Raw genomic sequence first — 20761 nt, 5'->3', positions numbered from 1 at the left:
GATCCAACCTCATTCGTTTATGTTTGCGATAACCCTGCCAGCACCTTATCCAAGGCACGGAGCATCGCTTCGATCTCTTCCTCCGGGATGATCATGGCGGGCTGAAAGGCCAGCACGTTTCGGCCCACCCCATTTTTGCCGATAATAAAGCCCTCATCCTTCATGCGCTCCAGAATAATATCCGTCCATGCTGCGCTCTCCTCGTCGGTCGCACCCCGGATTTCGGCTCCGGCCATAAACCCTTTGCCTCGGACATCAGCGATAAGCTCGTACCGGCCCTGCAGCTCCCTCAAGCCTTCGATGAGCCGCCCGCCAACGCGCAGAGAACGTTCGACCAAGCCTTCCTGCTCGATGTAATCCAATACGGCAAGCGCCGTCGCCGATGACACCGGATTGCCGCCAAAGGTCGAAGCCGAAGGCCGATTCAGACTGGCGGCGATCTCATCCGTCGTGCAGAACGCGCCGATCGGCACGCCATTGCCCAAGGCCTTCGCCATGGTGAGAATATCGGGCACGATGCCGTAATGCTCGATCGCGAACATGCGTCCGGTGCGGCCGCAGCCTGTCTGGATTTCGTCGGCAATCAGGAGAATGCCGTGCTCCTCCAGCATCGCCTTCAGCTCGCGGAAATACCAATCCGGCGGCGCGATCATTCCCCCGTTGCCTTGGATCGGCTCTACGATCATGGCAGCAAAGCTGTCTCCCTTCGCAGCGAGCACGCTCGCCAAGGCGTCCAGGGAGCGGCGGGCAGCGGCATCCTGATCCATGCCAGGATCATAAGGTCGTGGAATAAACGCAGCCACGTCTTCATCCAGGAAATCGTCGGCACGCCACATCGGGATGCCGGTCACGTTCATGGTCAGGAAGGTGCGCCCATGAAGGCCGTATTCCAGCGCCAGGAAGCTGCGGCGTTTCGTGTGCAGACGCGCGGCGAGCAGCGCGCCTTCATTCGCCTCGGAGCCGCTGTTCACAAAGAACGTTCGCTTTAAGTTGCCGGGCAAAACGCCGTTCGCCAACCGCTCCGCCAGGTCCACCATCGGCTGGGTAAGGTAAATGGTTGACGTATGCTGCAGCGTCTGCAGCTGTTCGATCGTTCTCGCCGTAATGGCTTCATTGCAATGGCCGCAGGCAACGACCGACACGCCCGTGAAGAAGTCGACATAAGCTTTGCCGTCATGGCCGTAAAGCGTATGCATCTTGCCGCCGACGATCTGGGGCGGTTCGCTGTAGAAATGCGCCGTGCAAGGATAGCCGTACCGCCGGCGCTTGGCAGCGACGGCTTCCGGACCGATATGGTTATGGCCATCATGTTTCATGGATGCTCCCCCTCTTTCGATTATTTCCGTTTTTCCATGTTCCGTGATAGAGACTGAGGAAAACGGTGCCTCGCATCGGATCATCTTCCTGCCCCGTCTCTAAGGGATCTCATGCTTCCGTCAGCTCAAGTTCCAGGGAATGGCCGAACTGGAGCGAACCGAGCGTGAACCCGGCGTATACCGGTGCCATGCTTTGATACAGCCTGCCGCACGCATCCAGGTTCGACGCAGCTTGACGATATAACCGCACCAGGCTGCGAAGCTGCTCGGTCGTATACGTTTTTCCTTCGATGCGGAAATGATCGACGCCGGCTTCATACAGCTCCTTCAGGATCGGCATGTAGCACAGCTCCTTCGCCAGCGCCAAGTGGTTGCGCCCTGCGGCGTCCCGGTAAACGGGGTTCTCCCCTTTATCCGTAAGCAGCACGAGATGGCGGTTATCCACGAAACGGTTGTCCTCTTCCGCTATGGGCTCGAACTCTGCGGCATTGGCGTATAAATCATGCTCCAGATACATGACGATTGGCGAGCCGTGAACGATGATCTCAAGGGGAATCCCCGGATGACGCAGCAATTTCGTCAAATCATGGAGCTGAAGCTCAAGGGACGGATTGATTCGGGATATGCCAAAATGGTCCTGATAAAACGAAGCCGCCATATGGTTGTAGATGTTCAGGCTGAAATCGGCGATCAGCGGCAGCCCGATGGATTGAAACTTGTGCATCGCGCCGATGTTGGTTGCAAGCAGGCCGTCAAGACCATAATGGTTAAACTCCTTGCCTGCGCTGAGAAACTGATGGTACTGCTCCATCTGAAGCTCATTCATCATGCGGGGCATGCCAAGGACAATCTCCGCGTCCCCTTTATCCGCCGTCAAGGCTTCGATGTCTTCGCGGCCAAACGGACGATCCGGCTGGAATACGTCCCCCGTCAGGTAAATGACGCCTGCTCCTTCTTCTAATGCCGCACGGGCCTGCTCTACCGTGTTGACATGCACCGTAATTTGCGGAATCGACGTGTCCGGCCGTTCCCGCTTCGCATGGCGAAGCGATTCCTTCACCTGGAGCACCCGTTCCTCCTTCGTCTCGCGTTCGGCGGTAGGCGTACTGAACACCTTCCCCGTACTGTAAAACTTGCCTGTTCCCTCATAGCGGCGATTAATGAAGCCCAGTCCCGGCTTGCCGAAGGCATAAGCCGTCGTGAAATCGCGCTTGCGATGTTTATGCAGCGTGTCCGCCCCCGCCTCGCGATTGTAGCCCAGCGGATCCGCAATATAACGATCGATGGCGTCTCCGTACGAATTCACGACCATCAGCAAAAACTCGGTGTCTCTCATGCGTCCTTCAATTTTGAAGCTGGTGATGCCGGACTTGATCAGCTCAGGAATGCTCTCGTACATGTACATATCCTTCGCCGCGAGCGGATACTCGGTCGGATAGAGATAGCCGTCCTTCTTCACCCGGTAATCCCAGCGGCAAGGCTTCATGCAGCGCCCGCGGTTGGAGCTGTTGCCGAACAGCATCGAGCTGTACAGGCAGTTGGCCCCGTGAACCGTGCACATGTCGCCGTGCACAAAATATTCGAACTCCATCCCGCTCCTGGCCTGCAGCACCTCTGCCGTTTTCAGGTCCATTTCGCGGGAAGCCACGATGCGGGAAACGCCCAATGCTTTGAGCGCTTCGATCATTTCCAGGTTGTGCACGTTCATCATGACCGAGGAGTGAACCGGAATATTCGTGTAATTCATCTCTTGGATCAGGGGAAACACGGCCAGGTCCTGCGCGATAATGGCATCCGGGCCGATCTCGTTCAGAAAGGCGAAGTAGCGCTTCGCTTCCTCCAAGTCCTCTTCATTCATCAGGTTGTTCACTGTAATGTAGGCACGTTTCCCGCGGTCATGCGCCAATTGGACGGCCTCGCCGACCTCCTCATAACTTAAGTTGTATCCCTTGCGCATCATGCGCATGTTCAGCGATGGCCCCCCGAAATATACGGCATCGCAGTTTGCGTCAATGACGGTCTTGAATATCTCGAATGTTCCGGCTGGAGCCAACAGTTCCACTTCTTTACCGTTAAAATAACGAGCCACAGTCCGTTCCCCCTACTCCCAAAAATATATTTTTTTCGATTGTAACATAATTCACAAATAAGATTAGTGAATTAATTCACAGCGATATTCACAGTAGGATCCCAGCTTTGAAAAGAAAATCAAGATACGAGTCGATTTTATATTGACCAAACGTTCATTCAATAATAAAATAATGTTCATCAAGCGCTGCACATCATTGATAATCGAATGGAGGTATTCTATTGGATCTGCACTATGAAGTTCATGGAAACGGTAAGCCTATCGTCCTTGTTCACAGCGGTGGAGCCGATCTGCGGGACTGGAGTTATCTTGTCCCTCTTTTAGCGGAGCATTTTTGCGTCATAGCCTTTGACGGTCGCGGAGCCGGGCGCTCTCCCTCTCCCGCTCAGCCGCCGAATTATGTTGAAGATTTGTTATCTCTTCTTGATCATCTGGATATTTCGCAAGCTGCGATTGTCGGTCATTCTATGGGCGGCCGGATTGCCACGGAGTTCGCGATCCATTATCCTGATAGAGTATCGGAACTGATTGTCATTGCACCCGCCCTGTCCGGTTTTCCTTATTCTGAGGAAATGCAAACTTACATGCTCGGGGTAAGCGCCGCTGCCCCTGATATCGAGAAAATGATCGAGCTGTGCATTGAGCCGCCTTCTTATGAAATTACAAGGAACCGCGCCGAGCGGGAGCTGATGGTCCAAATGCTTCGCCACCATTTCGAGCGGACGTTTACCTGGTCCACCTTTGACTCGGTTTGGCCGGAGCCGCCGGCGATGGACCGATTACAGGATATCTCGGCCAGAACGCTGTTCATCATAGGAGATCATGAACTGACCGATAACCAGCAGGTAGGAGAACAATTTCGAAGGGTTCCGGGCATTCGATTTGCCACCATCGCGGGAGCGGATCACATGGTCACGCTAACGCATCCGGAGGAGTTATCCCTTCATATCACCCCATTCGTAAAGGAATGAAGATTTCATGCCACGCTCACCTAGCGAGAACGAACGCATACGCCAGATGGCGAAAGAGAAGATTTTGGAAACCGCCATGGATTTGTTTATCCATCAGGGGTACCATGCCACTTCCATTAGCGATGTAGCCAAGAAAGCCGGCACATCCAAAGGGCTGCTCTATAATTATTTTTCAGGCAAGGAAGGACTGCTTGCCGCTATGGTCGAGGAGCGAATCGCAAGCGTTGCCGAAGTCATGGAGAATTCCGCTTCACTCCAAGCACCTGCGGATCAGCTGAAATATATTTTGGAGCAAGCCATCGACAACGTCTATCAGCAGCCGGAAGTATTCCGTTTTTACTTGCATCTTCAAACACAACCTGAAGCGGATCAAGAGCTGTTTCCCTACAGCAAGCGTCTTGTGGAAGAGGCTGCACGGCAATTTGAGATTCAATGCCGCATATTCGAAAGTCTCGGAGTACCCGAGCCGCGCAAGCGCTCCTTGTACTTTTCTTCTACCCTTCAGGGCATCATGCTGATGATATCCACCTATCCCCTGCACTTCCCCATTGAAGAAGTGAAGGAGCAGATGCTGAAGGAGTTTTGCCCGTAACGCAAAAAAGCCGAGGTTAATCCTGTGTTTCAGGATACCTCGGCTCTTTACGCTGCACGCTGTCCATGCATACTGTTGGATATTTATAAATAATGCCTCCACTTTCTTCGTACTGTCTAACGTTCCTCTTGCCGTACTCTTACCCTGGGACTCCTCATCACATCATCATGGACGGAATGCGCATAAACAGCTCACTTTTTTCAACTTTTTCTCTTCCTTCATGTCCTTAATCAGTTATGCTATGAATAACAGGATCGAAACGTACGAGGAGGAAAGAAACGATGGCTATTCACTGGCTGGAACCGGATATCGCCGAATGCACCCGAAGAGGAATCGCCTACTTTACGTCGGAGCTGGAGATGGCGAATGGCCTGCCCTGCAAAATGTACCGCATTACCGAGAAGTTCGGGAGTTTATCCGATCATATGCATGACTATCTTCAAATCTGGTATGTCAGCAAAGGCGAATTCATCCATACGCTCTATGGCCAAAAATACCGGATGGTCCAGGGCAATATATTCGTGCTCCCTCCTTACAGCGTCCATCGCGTGGAGATGGTCCCCGGGAAAGAACTGGAGGTGCTCGGGTGCGAATTCATGCCGGCCTTCATTAACGAACGATTGGAGGGGATGCCGGACGAGCCGCAGCTGTTCGACATTTCCTTCATCAAGCCTTTTGTCACGACCGAAGACCGCGTCCCGCTCAAAATCACCTTGACCGGCGGCAGTGACCTAGTCGTTAAGGAACTCCTGACCGAAATGCTGAACGAGTTCGGAGGCCGGGGCCCCTTCTTCGATATTCTGCTGAAGGCCAATCTGCTGAAGCTGCTGGCGATCGTGAACCGCGAGCATGCCGAGCAAAGCAAGCATATATCGGTAACCGCGGGCAGCGCCCCGTATCGAGAGCCCATATTGGAATCCGTTCAATATATCCACGACCACTTCGATCAGCCCCTGTGGCTGGAGGATCTCTGCGCGCGGACGATGATGTCCCGGACGAGCTTTTGCCGACGTTTCAAGGAAGTGACAGGCTGGACCTTCAGCCAGTACTTGGCCAACTACCGGATACGAATGGCGATGCGGCTGCTGACGGAGCCCGAGCTGACGGTAACCGACGTGTGCTTCAAGGTAGGGTTTAACGAGCTTCCATACTTCTGCCGCATTTTCAAGAAATACACGGGCACGACCCCCGCTTACTATAAGAAGAACGCTTTTAAAACCGTGGACTAGCGCCTCGGTACGATAATCCAATAAATAAACACGATAGTGAAATCGAAGCGATCGCTCACATGCTATACTCGGGGCAAGCAATAACGAAGAATCAAGCGACAGGCTCATGTCATCACTGCATCATCAATCCACGATTTTGGAGGAGAACCGATGAACAAAATTACAATTGCCGTGATTGGCTGCGGCACGATTGCGAACAGTGCCCATATCCCCGCCTACATGGCCAACGAAGATGCCGAGATCAAATATTTCTGCGATATCTTGAAGGACCGGGCCGATGCCGCCGTCGCCAAATACGAATGCGGCCAAGCCATCGAAGATTACAACCAAATCCTGAACGACCCTGAGGTCGACGCGGTATCGATCTGTACGCCGAATGACGTTCATGCTTCCATCGCCATCGATTGCTTGCGGGCAGGTAAGCATGTATTATGCGAAAAACCGGCAGCCCGCACCTACGCGGAAGCGCTGGAAATGCAGAAGGTTCAGCACGAAACGGGCAAAACGCTCAATATCGGGGTGGTCAACCGTTACAATGAAAGCGTAAACAGAATCAGAAAAATGATTCAAAACGGCGATCTTGGCGAGCTGTATCACGTTTATGCCAGCTTCCGTTCCCACCGCTCGATCCCGGGTCTCGGCGGCGCCTTCACGACCAAAGCCATTGCCGGCGGCGGCGCGCTGATCGATTGGGGCGTTCACTTCCTCGATGTCGTGATGTACTGTACGGGCGATCCGAAGCCGAAGACCGTCTCCGGTCAGGCTTATTGCAAGCTGGGCAAAGACATGGAGAATTACACCTTCCTCAAAATGTGGGCAGGTCCGCCGAAATATGACGGCACGTATGACGTCGACGATTTTGTCACGGCCCTCGTCCGCACGGAAGGCCCGACCATTTCCCTGAACGGCGCATGGGCGCAAAATATCGGCGCCGAAGAAATGTTCATCGACTTCCTCGGCGACAAAGGCGGCATCCGGCTGAAATACGGCGCGGACTTCACCTTCTACACCACGGAGGACGGCGCATTGATCGAAACCACGCCGAAATTCAATCTCGGCAGCATGTTCCAGAATGAGATCGACGGGTTCATCCGCTGCATTCAAACCGGGGAGAAACAGCCTTCGCATATCGATACGGTCATCCTCTCCTCCCAGATCATCCAGGCGATTTACGACTCGTCCGACCAAGGCGCGGAGGTTTCGCTGCAGCCCGTTGCCCAGAACAGCCTATAACCTATAGTTCGAACGCCAGGGAGGCCCTTTATCATGAAAAAAATCGGATTCATCGACCTGCATTTGGACCAGTTCCACGCGAACAAATATCCCGGGTGGATTGAGCAGGCATCGGAACATGCCATGAAGGTCATGTACGCCTACGGCAAGAGAGACAAAGAGAACGGGCTCACGAACGCCGCCTGGAGCAAGGAGTTTGGAATTGAGCTGCTGCCCACGATCGAAGAGGTGGTGGAGCGCAGCGATTACCTGATCGTGCTGTCCCCGGACAATCCGGAATTCCATGAGGAGCTGTCCGAGCTGCCGCTGCAATCCGGCAAGCCGACCTATATCGATAAAACGTTCGCGCCTGACCGCGAAACGGCCATCCGCCTGTTCGACCTGGCGGCAAAGCACGGAACGCCGATGTATTCGACGTCCGCCCTGCGTTTTGCCAGCGAATACCGTGAGCTGGACCGAAGCGATATTCAAACGATCAGCAGCTGGGGACCGGGTGCCTTCGCCAATTATTCGATCCATCAAATCGAGCCGATCGTCAGCCTGATGGGGACCAGCCCGAAGCGGGTGATGTACATCGGAACGCCTGACTCCCCTGCCCTGCTGATCGATTTCGGGAACGGACGGCAAGCCACCGTGAATCATCTCGGGGATAATTGTCCTTTTACTTTGGGGATAAAAAATGGCGACGGGGGCTTCAAGCAGGTCACCGCGAATTCGAATTTCTTCGCCTTGTTCATCGAGAATCTGGTGAATTTCTTCGAAACGGGCGAGCCTGCCGTCAACCCGGCAGAAACGGTCGCCGTCATCACGATTATCGAGTATGGATTGAAGGCGGCTGACACCCCTTATGTGTGGGTGGATTTGCCTCAATAGCAAAACCAAGGGTTCGTTACACATAGGAATATATAAAAAGAGCTGCTCCAACAGGCCGTAAGGGCCCGGGGCAGCTCTTTTTCACGTAACACGCCAGCCGGAGATCCCGTTCTGAAGAGTTACACTTCTTTCCGCTGAAAATAGACGAATCCGGCGAGAAAGAATAGTAGAAACCCTCCCACCACGACGGTCATGAGGCTTTCGAACGGCAGGTTGAATGCGCCGAAATCGGCTTGACCCGCCGGCATCATCGCAAGAAACGGCTGCGTCCACGGATAGTAAGGGGCATACGTCTGCGAGTTGGCTACCAGCATGTTCGGTATGGTGAAAACGACGTTCAATGCCAGCGGAGCGGCAAAGCTGCTCCAGGCCGTTGAGACTCCAAGCTGCAGCGCGGCAAGCGGCAAGCAGGCGACCCAACCGCCAAGCAGGCAGCGCAGCAGCATTTCCCACGGAATCGGAGCATCCACCTTGTGGATCAAACCGGCTCCCAGTACGGCGCCCATGAACAGTAACTGGACGACGGCCAGCAGCATGGCTACCACCGAGAACTTCGCAAAATAGACGGCGCCGCGTGAAACCGGCAGGACGAGCAGCTGCTTCCATCCCCCGCCCGAATGCTCATACCGGCATACCATGGCACTGAATATCCCCGTCAGAATCGGGAGCAGCAGCATGGCATGCAGAACGATCATAATGCTGATCAGATATTCCCATGGAGCCAGCTCCTCAGGCTTTCCGTTTAATATGCCGAGCAGCATGACGAGGATCGCGCACAGGAAGATTTGCGGCCACAGCTTCGATTTCGACAGCTTAAGCCACTCTGCGGATACCGCTCTTTGATAGGATGCCATCTTAGTCCACATCCTTTCGGTTAAAATGAATCAGGCCAGCGCATGCGATCACCGCGCCCAGCAGCAAACCCGCTCCGATGACGCGGGCTTCCCCCGGCCCCATGTAAGCCAGCAGCGGCCATTTTAGCGGCATCCAATCAGGAAACTGCAGGGCGAACATCGACACGACCGAGGCGGTAATGCCGATTCCGACCGCGATCCCCTGGTTCTTAAGCGTCAAAGACATCCACAGCTGAAAGGCCAGCATGGGAAGCGCCGCGAATAACTGCACAAAACCAATGCGCAGCAGATCGACATACGGCATTTGATCTGCCCTCATCCCCAGTATGATGCCGAGGACGGCGGTGCTGATCGACAGAAGGAAACAGGATACGCAGAGAATCAGGAAGGCCTGCACGAACTTGGCACTGAATACCGCCGTTCTGGATATAGGCAGTGCCAGCAGCTGCTTCCACGAGCTCAGCTGATGCTCCACGTTGGCCATCAGCGAGCAGACCAGCGTGATCCCGAGGAACAGGGCAATCGGCACAAAGAAGAGCACGTTCTCCAGCAGCCCGCCCCAAGGATCCGACGCGTAGGATTTCATCAGGTAATCGTATCGAAGTCCGAAGTTCAGCCCTTGCATCGCTGCCAGCCCGACGGGGCCGAGCGCAGCGAGAAACCAAATGCCTTTGCCCCGGATCTTCAGCCAATCGGCGGAAAGCGCACGGAACATCATACCCGGCTTCCCTCCCCTACGATCTGCATGAAGATATCCTCCAGCGACCTCCGCTGCTCTTCCACCCGGTATACCGCATGCTGGTTCTCCACCAGGCGCTTCACGAGTTGCGCGATTTTGGCATCCTGCATGCTCTCCAGCTCCAGCATCTGGTTCCGCAGGACGCCTTCGCAGCCTAAGTCCAGGGCTAGTCCAAGCGCTGCCTCTGGCTCGGATACCGATAAGCGGAAACCGCTGGACGCCGTGGATACCAGATTGTCGATCGTATCCTGGAACACCATCCTTCCTTCGCGAATAATGCCGACTTTGTCCGCCATCTGCTCGACCTCGCCCAGCAGGTGACTGGATACCAACACGGTAATGCCGTATTGGCGCGGCATATTCTTGATCAGCTCCCGGATTTCATGTATCCCGGACGGATCCAGGCCGTTGGTCGGCTCATCCAGAATGAGCAGCTCCGGATTGTTCAGCAGGGCGGCCGCGATGCCAAGACGCTGCTTCATCCCTAGCGAGTATCCCTTGACCGGGCGCTTGGCCTCCTTCGTCAAGGAGACGATCTCCAGCACTTCCGCGATGCGGGATTTCGGGCCGCCGGTAATCCGGCGGATCGCTTCCAGATTCTCTACGGCCGTCAAGTGGCCGTAATAGGATGGGTATTCCACAAGCGATCCGGTCCGGCGCAAAATGTCCATTTTTTCGCTCTTTAAATCCTTGCCGAACAAATGAATCGCGCCACGCGTCGGTTGAATGAGTCCGAGCAGCATGCGAATGGTCGTCGTTTTCCCGGCACCGTTCGGGCCGAGGAAGCCGTAAATGTCGCCGCGGGCGATCTCCAGATTCAAATCCACGACCGCTGCGCGCTTTTTGTATATTTTATATAAGCCTTTTGTTTGAATGACGAGTTCCGTCACGTTCATCACCTCAGGTATACATCCTACATGTCCAAGGTTAAATGCCGGTCGGCCCCAAGTTTAAATTTTCTTTAAAAAAGCTGGCAGCCTATCCAAACGGTTATTTCGTGAAAAGAGCTAAGAGTCACTTGGTACAGCTAAGGCCGCTCCGGTGCCGGATCGTTCTTCCGATCGCTGTTAAATCCAGGAAACTGGAATTTGCCCAGGGGTGGTTTCCCGGATTTAAAGGCGAACGCTTCGCTTCTCCAGCAACGATTCCGTTCCCTCCGCTGGTGCATTTTCATTAGTTCAAGAGGTTTCCTCCCATAAGCTAATACGCATGAAAAAGCCTGCGTTTGCATTTGCTTCTGTCGGCTGGTAAAGCTATAGAAATCGCATCGATTGCAGCCTATCCACCGTTTTAGCAAGTGTCCGAATATGATATAATATCTTTGCCGAAACGCTTATTGCGTCCGTACAGGGGGGCTACCTGACGCTGATGATGGCATGCCGATCACTCTTCTCTCACATGAATCGACTAAGCATTATGATTGGAGTGTGGTTAACGATGAATATGAATGTTCTTGTTCAATTGGATTTCAGAATGAATCTCTCTCTTAGTCTAACAGCTGTAGCCTGCCTTGCTTATGAACCTAGTTCACTGACGAGCTCGTGAAACTCGAGCGAAAAGCAATGGTACGAAGACGCCTGACAGGGCGTCTTTTTCTGTTATTGGCAGCTAAAAAAAAGAGGAACCGATAATCGAGCCGGCTCCTCTTTTTATATATTCGACCTAGCCCTCACCATCCGGATAAAATGCCTGATAGCCCGGCGCTTGATTGCTCAACGCTTCCAGATGCGGATCCTCGTTCCCTCCTCCGAGCTTCCCACATGGCTTTCCAGCCCCATCTCCCTGGTCAGGTGGTCCACGATGGCCAGGCCGATGCCCGTGCCTTTGTTGCCGGAATCGCTTGCGATCCCCGGCCCATGGTCCGAAATGACAAGGACGCCCTCAAGTCCTTCCCTCTCCTCGGTATGAATGCCGATGTACTGCCCGGATCGGGCGTGGCGAGCGACATTTTGGAACAGATTATCGAGGAGCCTCCGGAACCACAGCACGTCTACGTTCCAGTGGAGCGGCTCGTCTCGCACCTGGATGTCAGGCTCGATTCCCGCCTTCTCCCATACCGGATACCAGGCTGCGGCGCTTTCCTTGACGATTCGCAGCACGTCTGCTGATTCCATGTTCAGCTGCACTCTGCCGCTGGTCAGCAAGTTGTAGGACAACAGATTGTCGATCAGGCCGCCCAAATCGGCGATTTTCGATTCAATGAGTGACATCGATTCTTTCCCCTTCGGGCTCAGCGGTTCCCTTTCCATGGAGAAAATATGGCTTCGAATCACCGTCAGCGGAGTTCTGAGATCATGGGACAGATTGGCGATCAGGGATTTGCGCAGCTCTTCTTCCTCGCGCTGGCGGCGCTGCCCCTCTTCCAATTGGATGACCATATCGTTATAGCCCTCTTCCAGCTGTCCAATCTCGTCATACTTGGTTAACGTAACCGGCTGCGGTATGCCCGTCGACGCATGGGACGACGTCATGGCCGAACGAAGCCGCAACAGCCGCTTGCGTATACGCACGAAGAACAGCCAGGAGACCAGAATGAACAGGCCGGACATCGACGCCGTGAACAGCCCGTACAGCGCCGTTTCGCTCGCAATGGGCTGCTGGACATTAAGGTATTTTCTCGGCAGCTGCATGACCATGAAGCCTTCTCCCGATCCCTCTCCCCCGATAAAAGCCACGGAGGTGAACGGGTCGCTATCCAGGGAGTTTTTCATAAATTGCACGGTATAGGGCGCGCTCCATACCTCGGGCAGGTTAGGCTGCACCGGCAGCTGCAGCCTGGTCGTATTGCCGCCATCCACCCAGAACATGGAGATCTCCGGATACTCCTGCCGTATCGAATTCAGCTTCTGCTCAATGGCCTCCGGCGAAGCTCCGCTTAATCCGGCTGCTTCCTCGTGCCACATTCTCTCTAACGCGGCACCGCTGGTATATTTCCCGGCCGGGGCCGGCGGCCGATCCGAGAAGGTATCGTTCACGAACCAGTAAAAAATCGACGCTAACGGAAACATGATCGGCATGAAAATCATGGCCATCAAAATCAGCAGCAAATACCGGTTGGTCAGCGAATTGCGGAACCTTCCCTTCTTCCTTTTCCATCTCATGCCCTCACCCGGTAGCCAAGCCCGCGAACGGTCTCAATAATCTCCGGGTTGGCGGGGTCCCGCTCGAGCTTCTCCCGGAGATACCGGATGTGGACCATCAGCGTCTTGTCCCCTTCGATATATGATTCTCCCCAGACCGACTCGTATATTTGCTCCTTGGTCATGACACGCCCCTGGTGCTGGAGCAGATACATAAAGATTTGATGCTGTTTGCCGGTCAGCAGCGTCTCCTCGCCGGTATCCTCGTTCACGATCCGATTCTCGTCTTCATATACCGATAAGTGCTTCACTCGGATGGGCTCCGCGGATTTCACGACAGACCGTCGCAGAAGCACCTCGAGACGGGCAGCCAGCTCGTCCGGGTGAAAAGGCTTTGTCAGGTAATCGTCGGCGAACTCAAGCCCCTGCAGCTTATCGTCAATGGAGGTTCGCGCCGACAGCATCAGGATGGGCAGTCCGGGATAGGCCTTTTTGAGACGCTGCCCGACCGTAAAGCCGTCCAGCCCCGGAAGCATGACGTCCAAAACAACGACCGCGCACGGAGCCGCTTCCTGTACGGCCTGTTCTCCGCTCAGCAGCCACCGCACCTCGTATCCCTTGTCCCTGAGGAATTCGCTGACCCATCCGCCGATCTCCCGGTCATCCTCAATATATAGAATGCATGCGCTCATGGTAAATCTTCCTTTCCGTACGAACATTCGTATCTCCCCATGAGGGGTTATTCTATAGCCTTTAAGTCAAAAAAAGGCCCTTGCAAGCTTTTATGTATGCCGTAAATTCATCTTTTGTCATTGTAACATGGGATCCCCGATGTTCATGCATCCGATTTGCTAACCTGCCGTGCTCCCTCACTGGGCCTTCACGAAGCTTACCTCACCTTCACATCATGCCATCCGTTCTCCGGCAAGCTGCCGCCCGGACAGCCTAACCCTCCGCCTCTCCGTAATGCAAGCTCAGCTGCCTGGCCTTCTCCCTCAGATTGTCAACGATCTCCGGCGGTTCGATCACCTTCGCCTCCAGCCCCAGACGCAGAAAAACCTGGGCCACATATTCAAGATCATTCCGATCGACGATCGTATCCACGATGCCGCGGTGCTCATCCTGCATGACCACCTCGTTCTCCCAGCCACGGAATGCTTTCGCACTGCCTCGCCCCTTCCCTGGTCAGCTCGGCATATAATCGAACCGGCTCCCGCACGGGATACGCGTCGAGCCATTCCTGCATGCTAATGGCAGGCTCATAGGCGCTATCGGTCAGAGTCAGGGTTTCCATCCGGTCCATGCGGAACACACGCACTTCTCCCTTCTCGTTCTCCACCGCGGGCATATACCATAAACCGTTCTGGGCATAAACGCCTAGAGGCAGCACTTCCCGGTCGCCGGTCCCCGATTTGGATCGATATCTGATCCGTACAACCCGTTGGTGAAGCGCTGCTTCAATGACGTCTTTTAGGTAAGGGGACCCTGCGGTTCTGCTTGGGCTCCAGAACGTCAGCACCGATTCCAGGCGGTCGATCATCATCTTGGTGTCCTCCGGAAATCCGGCCAGCAGCTTACGGGAAGCGGAGTCGATATTGAGCTCGAACGGTAACGAGGTATAACGCTTCAAGGCCTGAAAGGCAAAAAATATGGCAAACACCTCGTCTTCATCGAACAGGATCGGCGGGAGAACGCGTGTCTTCAAGGTACGGTATCCCCCGTGCCGTCCCTGCTCGGTATATAAGGGTACGCCCATATCGCTGATTTCGGTCAGATACCGGTGAGCCGTGCGAACGGAAACGCCGAACTCATCGGCCACTTCCTGAGCGGTAAAGATTCTCTTGGCATTGGCATACATCATGACATCCATGAGCTGCTTCGCTTTTGACATCATGTCCTCCTTATGCGTTATAACTAGACAATAATTGTCATGTTTATAAGATATGCTATTGCCGTGACAAGGTCAAAAACAACACAAGAAAGGAGCCCCCTGATGAACCAAAGTTTAGAGCAGTCCATCAAGGTCACCGGCGCACGAAACAAAAACCTGCGCAACGTAAGCCTGGCCATTCCCAAAAAACAAATCACGGTGTTCACCGGCGTGTCCGGTTCCGGCAAATCCGCCATGGTCTTCGATACGATTGCGGCAGAATCCCAGCGCCAGCTGAACGAAACCTATTCGAGCTTTATCCGCCATCGGCTTCCTCATTGCGGACAGCCTGAAGTCGATTCGGTTGAGAACCTGTCGGTCGCGATCGTGGTCAATCAGAAAAGAATCGGCGGCAACGCCCGTTCAACCGTGGGGACCATCACCGATATCCATTCCCTGCTGCGCTTGTTATTCTCCCGGATCGGCCGGCCCTTCATCGGATATTCGGACGTGTTTTCCTTTAATAACCCGCAAGGCATGTGCCCTCATTGCGAAGGACTGGGCAAAGTGAACGCCTTTCGGATCGAAAGCTTGATCGACAAGGAGAAATCGCTGAATGAGGGGCCCATCCGGTTTCCGACATTCCACCCGGGGGAAGTGCGCTGGAAGCGTTATGTGGCCACGGGCCTGTTTGACAACGATAAGAAGCTGAAGGATTACAGCGAGGAGGAATGGGACACGCTGCTGTACAAAACCGGCTTTAAACCGCCGAACCCGACCAAGGAATGGCCCCCTACCTCGTATTACGAAGGCATTATCCCGCGAATCGAGCGGACCTTCCTGAGCAAGGATTCGCGGGACTCGAGGGCGTACAGGGAAGCCATCGAGCAGGTGGTGGCCGAAACGGCCTGCCCGTTATGCCATGGCGGAAGACTGAATCAGGAGGCGCTCTCCTGCAAAATCAACGGAACCTCCATCGCCGACTGCGCACGGATGCAGGTCAATGAGCTGATCGTTTTTTTGGAAAGCATCAAGGATCCCGCGGCGGCAACCATCGTAGATACCTGCATAACCCGGCTGCATCAGCTGCTTCTGGTCGGGATCGGTTACCTGACGATGGACCGGGAAACCGCAACCCTGTCCGGCGGCGAATCCCAGCGCATCAAAATGGTACGCCAGCTGGGGAGCAGCTTGACGGACCTGACGTATATTTTTGACGAGCCCAGCATCGGCCTCCATCCTCACGATGTGCATAACATGAACCGCCTGCTGCTGCAGCTTCGGGACAAGGGAAATACGGTCATCATCGTGGAGCACGACCCGGACGTCATCCGGATTGCAGACCATATCATAGATATGGGACCGCGAGCCGGCCTAGCCGGCGGCACCATCGTATATGAGGGGAATTGGGAGGGGTTGCGGCACGCCGATACCCTGACGGGAAAATGCCTCCGTCAGCGCGCCCGGTTAAAGTCCGAGGTCCGTGAGCCGACCGGATGGCTGCATATTAGGGACGCCTCCCTTCACAATCTGAAGCAGGTGTCCGTGAGCATTCCCGCCGGGGTGCTGACGGCGGGAACGGGCGTCGCCGGGTCAGGCAAAAGCACGCTCATCAACCAGGTGCTGCCTGGCGTTTATCCGGAGGCCGTCATTATCAATCAGGACATGATCCAGGCGTCCAGCCGTTCCAATCTCTCGACGTTTACCGGCATTTTTGACGATATCCGCAAGTTATTTGCCGGGGAGAATCGGGTTAGCCCTTCCCTTTTCAGCTTTAATGCCAAGGGAGCCTGTCCGGAGTGTAACGGCTCCGGCACGATCACGATGGATTTGGCCTTCATGGACAGCCTGGTTAGCGTTTGCGAAGCTTGCCAGGGCCGCCGCTTTCATGATGACGTCCTGCAATATCGCCTTCGAGGCAGCAGCATCAGCGACGTACTCGCCATGACGGCCGATGAAGCGCTGGATTTTTTCAAGGAGCCCGGTATCCTAGCTGCGCTTCTGCGCATTCAGCAGGTCGGACTGGGTTACTTGACGCTCGGTCAGCCCTTAAGCACGCTGTCGGGAGGAGAGCGGCAGCGGGTGAAACTGGCGGCGGAGCTCGATAATTCAGGTGAGATTTACGTGCTCGACGAGCCCTCGACCGGGCTCCATCTGTCCGATTGCGAGCGGCTGATGTCCATCATCAACCGGCTTGTTGCACAGGACAGCACGGTCATTGTGATCGAGCATAACCTGGATATCATCAGCCAGGCGGATTGGATTATCGACATGGGACCCGGCTCGGGACAAGACGGCGGGAATATCCTGTTCTCCGGCAAACCGGCGGAGCTTCTGGAGAGCCCGCATTCCGTGACGGCCAATTATTTGCGGCAGTTTCGTGCTTAGTCCTCAGAGTAGCCTTAGGGCTATAACGGATGTCAAACAAGACCCCGAGCATGCCTCCTTCCAGGGGCTCGGGGTCTTGTTGGGTTTTGCTGGATGAGGCAGAATCGCAGCCTATTCCAAAATAACGGTCGTATATGGCGGCAGCGTCAAGCTGCTGCCATTCAATGCCGCGCTGTCGTCGGTGGTTCTCGCCAATGACCGGAAATCCGCAGATCCGTTCTTTGATGCCAGGTCCACGGTCTGCTCCGCGCCTGACAGGTTATGAACCACTAGGGCCCTGCTCTCGTTTGTCCGGCGGATATAGGCCATCACTTCCTGGTTCCCGGACGCATAAGATTCAATCGTGCCGCTGTTCAGGGCAGGCAGCTCATTCCGCCACCGGATCAGCGTGCGATAGCGGAACAGCAGGGAATTCTCGTCTCCGGTCTGCTGCTCTACGCCTTGGACCTGATCACCGCGGTTATGCGTAAGCGGCTCCCAGTTCGTCTGTCCCTTATCGCTGCCCGTATTGGACCAGATCATCGGCTCCCGGATTTGCTCGTCCGGCTTCGCTCCCTTCATCCCGATCTCTTCGCCGTAATAGATAAACGGATGTCCCGGCATCGTCAGCAGGATGCCGGCAGCCATCTTGGCGTGGTTCACGTCATCCTTCAGCTGGGACATGACACGGTTCATGTCATGATTCGTCAGGAAGGCAGCATCCGTAAACTTGCCTTCCGATACCTGGCTGAACAAGCCATATGTCCGCTCCAGGGTGAAGGCCAGGTTGTTATCCTTCTCGTTCATGGCGGCACCGACGATGCTCTCGCCCAAGCCGAAGTTGAATCCGGAATCAAATGCATTCTCCAAATACGGCGCGATGACCGCAGCGGAATTATCCCAAATCTCCCCGACGATATAAGCCTCCGGGTTCACTTCATTCATGCTGGCTCGGAATTCCTGCCACCAAGCCGTATTCTTGGCCGTGGTCGCCTCGCCCTTATCGGACATCAGATCCTCGTAAATATGCTTGGCTGCATCGATCCGGAAGCCGTCGACGCCCAGCTCCAGCCAGAACTTCCCGATATCCTTCATCTCCTCGCGGACCTTCGGATTATCGAAGTTCAGATCCGGCATCCCGCCCCAGAACGTGCCCATGTAATGCGCCCCGTTCATCTCATGCCAAGGGGAGCCGCTTCCCGCCGCGCTGGATCCGGAAGGCGTTTTCCCTTGATCCTCGGCCCAGATGTACCAATCGCGGGTGCCCGAGGCCTTGTCTTTCGCAGCCTGCTGAAACCAAGCATGCTTCGTGCTTGTGTGATTGACCACCAGATCCATAATGATCTTGATCCCGCGCTTATCCGCTTCGGCAAGCAGCGTCTTAAAGTCATCCAGCGTCCCGTAATCCGGGTGAATGGAACGGTAGTCGGTCACATCATAGCCGTGATAGCTCGGCGAAGGATGGATCGGCATCAGCCAAATCCCCGTCACGCCAAGATCCTCCGAGGTTTCCGGATTTCCGTCATTCAAATAATCCAGCTTCTCGATGACCCCTTGCAAGTCACCGATCCCATCCCCATCGGAATCATAGAAAGAACGCACGAAAATTTCATAATAGACGTCGGAAGGCTGCTCATCCACCTCCGTTTTTCCTTCTGGCGCAGGCGCTTTCGTATCCGGTTGTTTCGATTCCGAAGCCGCCGGCGGCTTCGCCTCCTCTTGAGGCGCAACCGCGGTGCCGCTGCAGCCTGCAAGCAGGCTTCCCGTAAGCGCAAAGGCCGTAAGCCATAACGGCAGAGCCCTGCGTCTTCCCCATGTATTTCGTATCACGCTGTTACCCCCTGTTCGCTCACGCAGCTGATATTCATCGAGTCATTCCGCTTATGTAATCTAAAGTATTTTCATGTATAATCAGAAAGCGCAAACGTTTGAATCAAAAAGCACTAGAATTTTCCAATAAAACGGTTACATAATAAGGTCTGGCTTTAATTCCATCTTCATCGGTTGATAACGGCCTGTTTTGGATCCCACTCTATCATAACCCACACTTTCGTTTTGTTAAATCGTTTGCACAATGCCATTTTAAGTTGTTTTCCGGTTTTTTCTGGCCATAATACCGGCCTTTCTTCCGTTTTCTAACCCTTGCTTCTTTTTTGATGCATTTGTGAAATAATTGCGTTGGACTGACTTGGATACGTATTTACAAGCCTATCGATTAACGTTAATATAGCAGTGTGAAACCGTTTAACATACCGGATCAATATGCCTTTAGATCAATAGGTATCCACGTATACACAGGGCCTGACAGACCCACAATTTAATAAAGAGGAACGGTCGGCGAACAGCGGAAAGTTACTCTTGTGAAATAAGGGAGACTCCAGTAGTCGCTTTCTTATTTTCAAAAAAACGCAAACGGTTCCACTGGAGGTCCTATTATGTCAGTAACGATAAAAGATGTCGCAAAACGAGCGGGCGTATCCCCCTCCACCGTCTCTCGGGTGCTTTCCAACCATCCAAGAATCAGCCGCGAAACCTCGCGCAAGGTGAAAGAGATCATGGAGGAAATGGGCTACCATCCCAATATTATGGCCAAGAGCCTTGTTTCCAAAACGACAGAAAGCATATGCGTCATTCTGCCGAAACCCGCGGAGGAATTGTTCCTCAACTTATTCTTCATGGAGCTGATCCGCGGTATCGTCACCCAAGCGAACCGTTCCGGATACGATGTCGTTCTCAGTTCGGGCGGCAACGAGAAAGAGGAAGTCGAAGCCGTATCCCGCCTTCTTAACGGCCGCCGCGTCGACGGCGCCATCTTGCTTTACTCCAGGCAGGACGACCAGGTCGTTGATTTTCTGAAATCGAACAACTACCCCTTCGTGCTTGTCGGCCGGAGCGAGAAATATCCTGACCTGTTATCGGTCGATACCGATAATGTGCAGGCAGCCTATGATGCAACCAAGCATTTGATCTCGCTTGGGCATCAGCGGATCGGTTTTGTCAGCGGGCCGCCAAACCTGATCGTATCCCAGGACCGGATGAAGGGCTACGGGAAGGCACTTGCCGATGCAGGCCTTGAAATGAGAAAAGAATGGATTGTGGAAGGCGAGTTCCTGCAGGAGAGCGGCTATCGCGCCATGTCCTTTTTCATGAACCTGCCCGAGCGGCCGACGGCCCTTGTCATTGTCGACGACATTGTCTCTTTCGGCGTGGTTCGCGGACTGCACGAGCTGGGGTATAAAGTTCCCCAGGACGTATCGATCATCAGTTTCAACAACATCTCATTGACCGAACTATCGACACCGCCGCTGAGCAGCGTTGACATCGGCATCTATAACCTGGGTTATACCGCTTCGCAGGCATTGATCCAGACCATTCGCAACGATGACAACACGATCCTGCCGCACCGCTATATCATTCCGCATCGATTGATGATCCGCGAATCCTCGATGTTTTCGCCGCCGAAATCTTGAGTGCCGACGAATATGCGGAGCATAGCAAGAAGTACTTCAAAATAAAGAAGCATCCTGGTGCTTCCTTTATTTTTGCAG

The 20761-nt window shown here is 54.3% G+C and carries 18 protein-coding genes; 8 read left to right on the top strand and 10 right to left on the bottom strand.

All coding sequences use genetic code 11. The features are described from left to right. Window positions 1-17: 17 nt before the first annotated feature. Both MHI43_RS03235 and MHI43_RS03230 read right to left on the bottom strand, forming a co-directional pair. Entirely contained in the window at window positions 18-1316 is a 1299-nt protein-coding gene (locus MHI43_RS03235) for an aspartate aminotransferase family protein (RefSeq protein ID WP_036664636.1), read from the bottom strand. Window positions 1317-1425: 109 nt separating this feature from the next. After that, entirely contained in the window at window positions 1426-3405 is a 1980-nt protein-coding gene (locus MHI43_RS03230) for a U32 family peptidase (protein WP_036664637.1), read from the bottom strand. A gap of 221 nt (window positions 3406-3626) precedes the next feature. Here MHI43_RS03230 and MHI43_RS03225 point away from each other — a divergent pair, with 221 nt between their 5' ends. From MHI43_RS03225 to MHI43_RS03205, 5 genes are all read left to right on the top strand, one after another. After that, on the top strand, window positions 3627-4376 hold the full coding sequence (locus tag MHI43_RS03225) for an alpha/beta hydrolase (RefSeq protein WP_036664638.1): 750 nt from the start codon (window positions 3627-3629) through the stop codon (window positions 4374-4376). Window positions 4377-4383: 7 nt separating this feature from the next. After that, window positions 4384-4968 (top strand): TetR/AcrR family transcriptional regulator, encoded by a 585-nt coding sequence (locus MHI43_RS03220; protein ID WP_009591341.1) that lies wholly within the window; start codon window positions 4384-4386, stop codon window positions 4966-4968. A 281-nt stretch (window positions 4969-5249) separates the two neighbouring features. Continuing rightward, window positions 5250-6197, top strand: coding sequence for an AraC family transcriptional regulator (locus tag MHI43_RS03215; protein WP_036664640.1), 948 nt, complete (start codon window positions 5250-5252; stop codon window positions 6195-6197). A 150-nt stretch (window positions 6198-6347) separates the two neighbouring features. Then, entirely contained in the window at window positions 6348-7430 is a 1083-nt protein-coding gene (locus MHI43_RS03210; RefSeq protein WP_009591335.1) for a Gfo/Idh/MocA family oxidoreductase, read from the top strand. Window positions 7431-7463: 33 nt separating this feature from the next. Then, window positions 7464-8303 (top strand): hypothetical protein, encoded by an 840-nt coding sequence (locus MHI43_RS03205; protein WP_036664642.1) that lies wholly within the window; start codon window positions 7464-7466, stop codon window positions 8301-8303. A gap of 119 nt (window positions 8304-8422) precedes the next feature. On the opposite strand, the gene MHI43_RS03200 is transcribed toward MHI43_RS03205, so the two are convergent. From MHI43_RS03200 to MHI43_RS03190, 3 genes are read right to left on the bottom strand one after another with little or no spacing between them, the layout of a single operon-like run. Beyond that, on the bottom strand, window positions 8423-9157 hold the full coding sequence (locus tag MHI43_RS03200; RefSeq protein ID WP_036664644.1) for an ABC transporter permease: 735 nt from the start codon (window positions 9155-9157) through the stop codon (window positions 8423-8425). Between the two features lies 1 nt (window position 9158). After that, window positions 9159-9875: an ABC transporter permease gene (locus tag MHI43_RS03195; RefSeq protein ID WP_036664646.1), complete on the bottom strand. Its 717-nt coding sequence runs from the start codon at window positions 9873-9875 to the stop codon at window positions 9159-9161. Beyond that, a complete protein-coding gene (locus MHI43_RS03190; RefSeq protein ID WP_036664969.1) occupies window positions 9872-10786 on the bottom strand; it encodes an ABC transporter ATP-binding protein in 915 nt (304 codons plus the stop codon). Before MHI43_RS03190 ends, MHI43_RS03195 begins: the two co-directional genes overlap by 4 nt. Window positions 10787-10893: 107 nt before the next feature. Between MHI43_RS03190 and MHI43_RS03185 the strand changes: the two genes are divergently transcribed. Further along, window positions 10894-11073, top strand: a complete 180-nt coding sequence (locus MHI43_RS03185) for a hypothetical protein (protein ID WP_341283224.1) — start codon at window positions 10894-10896, stop codon at window positions 11071-11073. A gap of 535 nt (window positions 11074-11608) precedes the next feature. On the opposite strand, the gene MHI43_RS03180 is transcribed toward MHI43_RS03185, so the two are convergent. The 4 genes from MHI43_RS03180 to MHI43_RS03165 form a co-directional block, all read right to left on the bottom strand. Then, window positions 11609-12997, bottom strand: a complete 1389-nt coding sequence (locus MHI43_RS03180) for a HAMP domain-containing sensor histidine kinase (RefSeq protein ID WP_036664647.1) — start codon at window positions 12995-12997, stop codon at window positions 11609-11611. Beyond that, window positions 12994-13668 carry a response regulator transcription factor gene (locus tag MHI43_RS03175; protein WP_012818807.1) on the bottom strand — a complete coding sequence of 225 codons (675 nt, stop codon included), beginning with the start codon at window positions 13666-13668 and terminating at the stop codon, window positions 12994-12996. Before MHI43_RS03175 ends, MHI43_RS03180 begins: the two co-directional genes overlap by 4 nt. Window positions 13669-13921: 253 nt before the next feature. Beyond that, complete coding sequence (locus MHI43_RS03170; protein ID WP_235201858.1) at window positions 13922-14104, bottom strand: WYL domain-containing protein; 183 nt, start codon at window positions 14102-14104, stop codon at window positions 13922-13924. Next, window positions 14094-14867, bottom strand: a complete 774-nt coding sequence (locus tag MHI43_RS03165; RefSeq protein WP_341283223.1) for a YafY family protein — start codon at window positions 14865-14867, stop codon at window positions 14094-14096. Before MHI43_RS03165 ends, MHI43_RS03170 begins: the two co-directional genes overlap by 11 nt. 102 nt (window positions 14868-14969) lie before the next feature. On the opposite strand from MHI43_RS03165, the gene MHI43_RS03160 reads away from it, so the two are divergent. Further along, a complete protein-coding gene (locus MHI43_RS03160) occupies window positions 14970-17234 on the top strand; it encodes an excinuclease ABC subunit UvrA (protein ID WP_036664648.1) in 2265 nt (754 codons plus the stop codon). Between the two features lie 111 nt (window positions 17235-17345). On the opposite strand, the gene MHI43_RS03155 is transcribed toward MHI43_RS03160, so the two are convergent. Then, window positions 17346-19043 carry an alpha-amylase family glycosyl hydrolase gene (locus MHI43_RS03155; protein WP_036664651.1) on the bottom strand — a complete coding sequence of 566 codons (1698 nt, stop codon included), beginning with the start codon at window positions 19041-19043 and terminating at the stop codon, window positions 17346-17348. A 605-nt stretch (window positions 19044-19648) separates the two neighbouring features. Here MHI43_RS03155 and MHI43_RS03150 point away from each other — a divergent pair. After that, window positions 19649-20683 carry a LacI family DNA-binding transcriptional regulator gene (locus tag MHI43_RS03150; protein ID WP_009593335.1) on the top strand — a complete coding sequence of 345 codons (1035 nt, stop codon included), beginning with the start codon at window positions 19649-19651 and terminating at the stop codon, window positions 20681-20683. The last annotated feature ends 78 nt before the right edge of the window (window positions 20684-20761 follow it).

The organism is Paenibacillus sp. FSL H8-0457 (genome assembly GCF_038051935.1).
Lineage (GTDB): Bacteria > Bacillota > Bacilli > Paenibacillales > Paenibacillaceae > Paenibacillus_AQ > Paenibacillus_AQ lautus_A.
The sequence above is the reverse complement of the archived record's forward strand: the minus strand, read 5'-3'. Positions and strand labels throughout refer to the sequence as shown.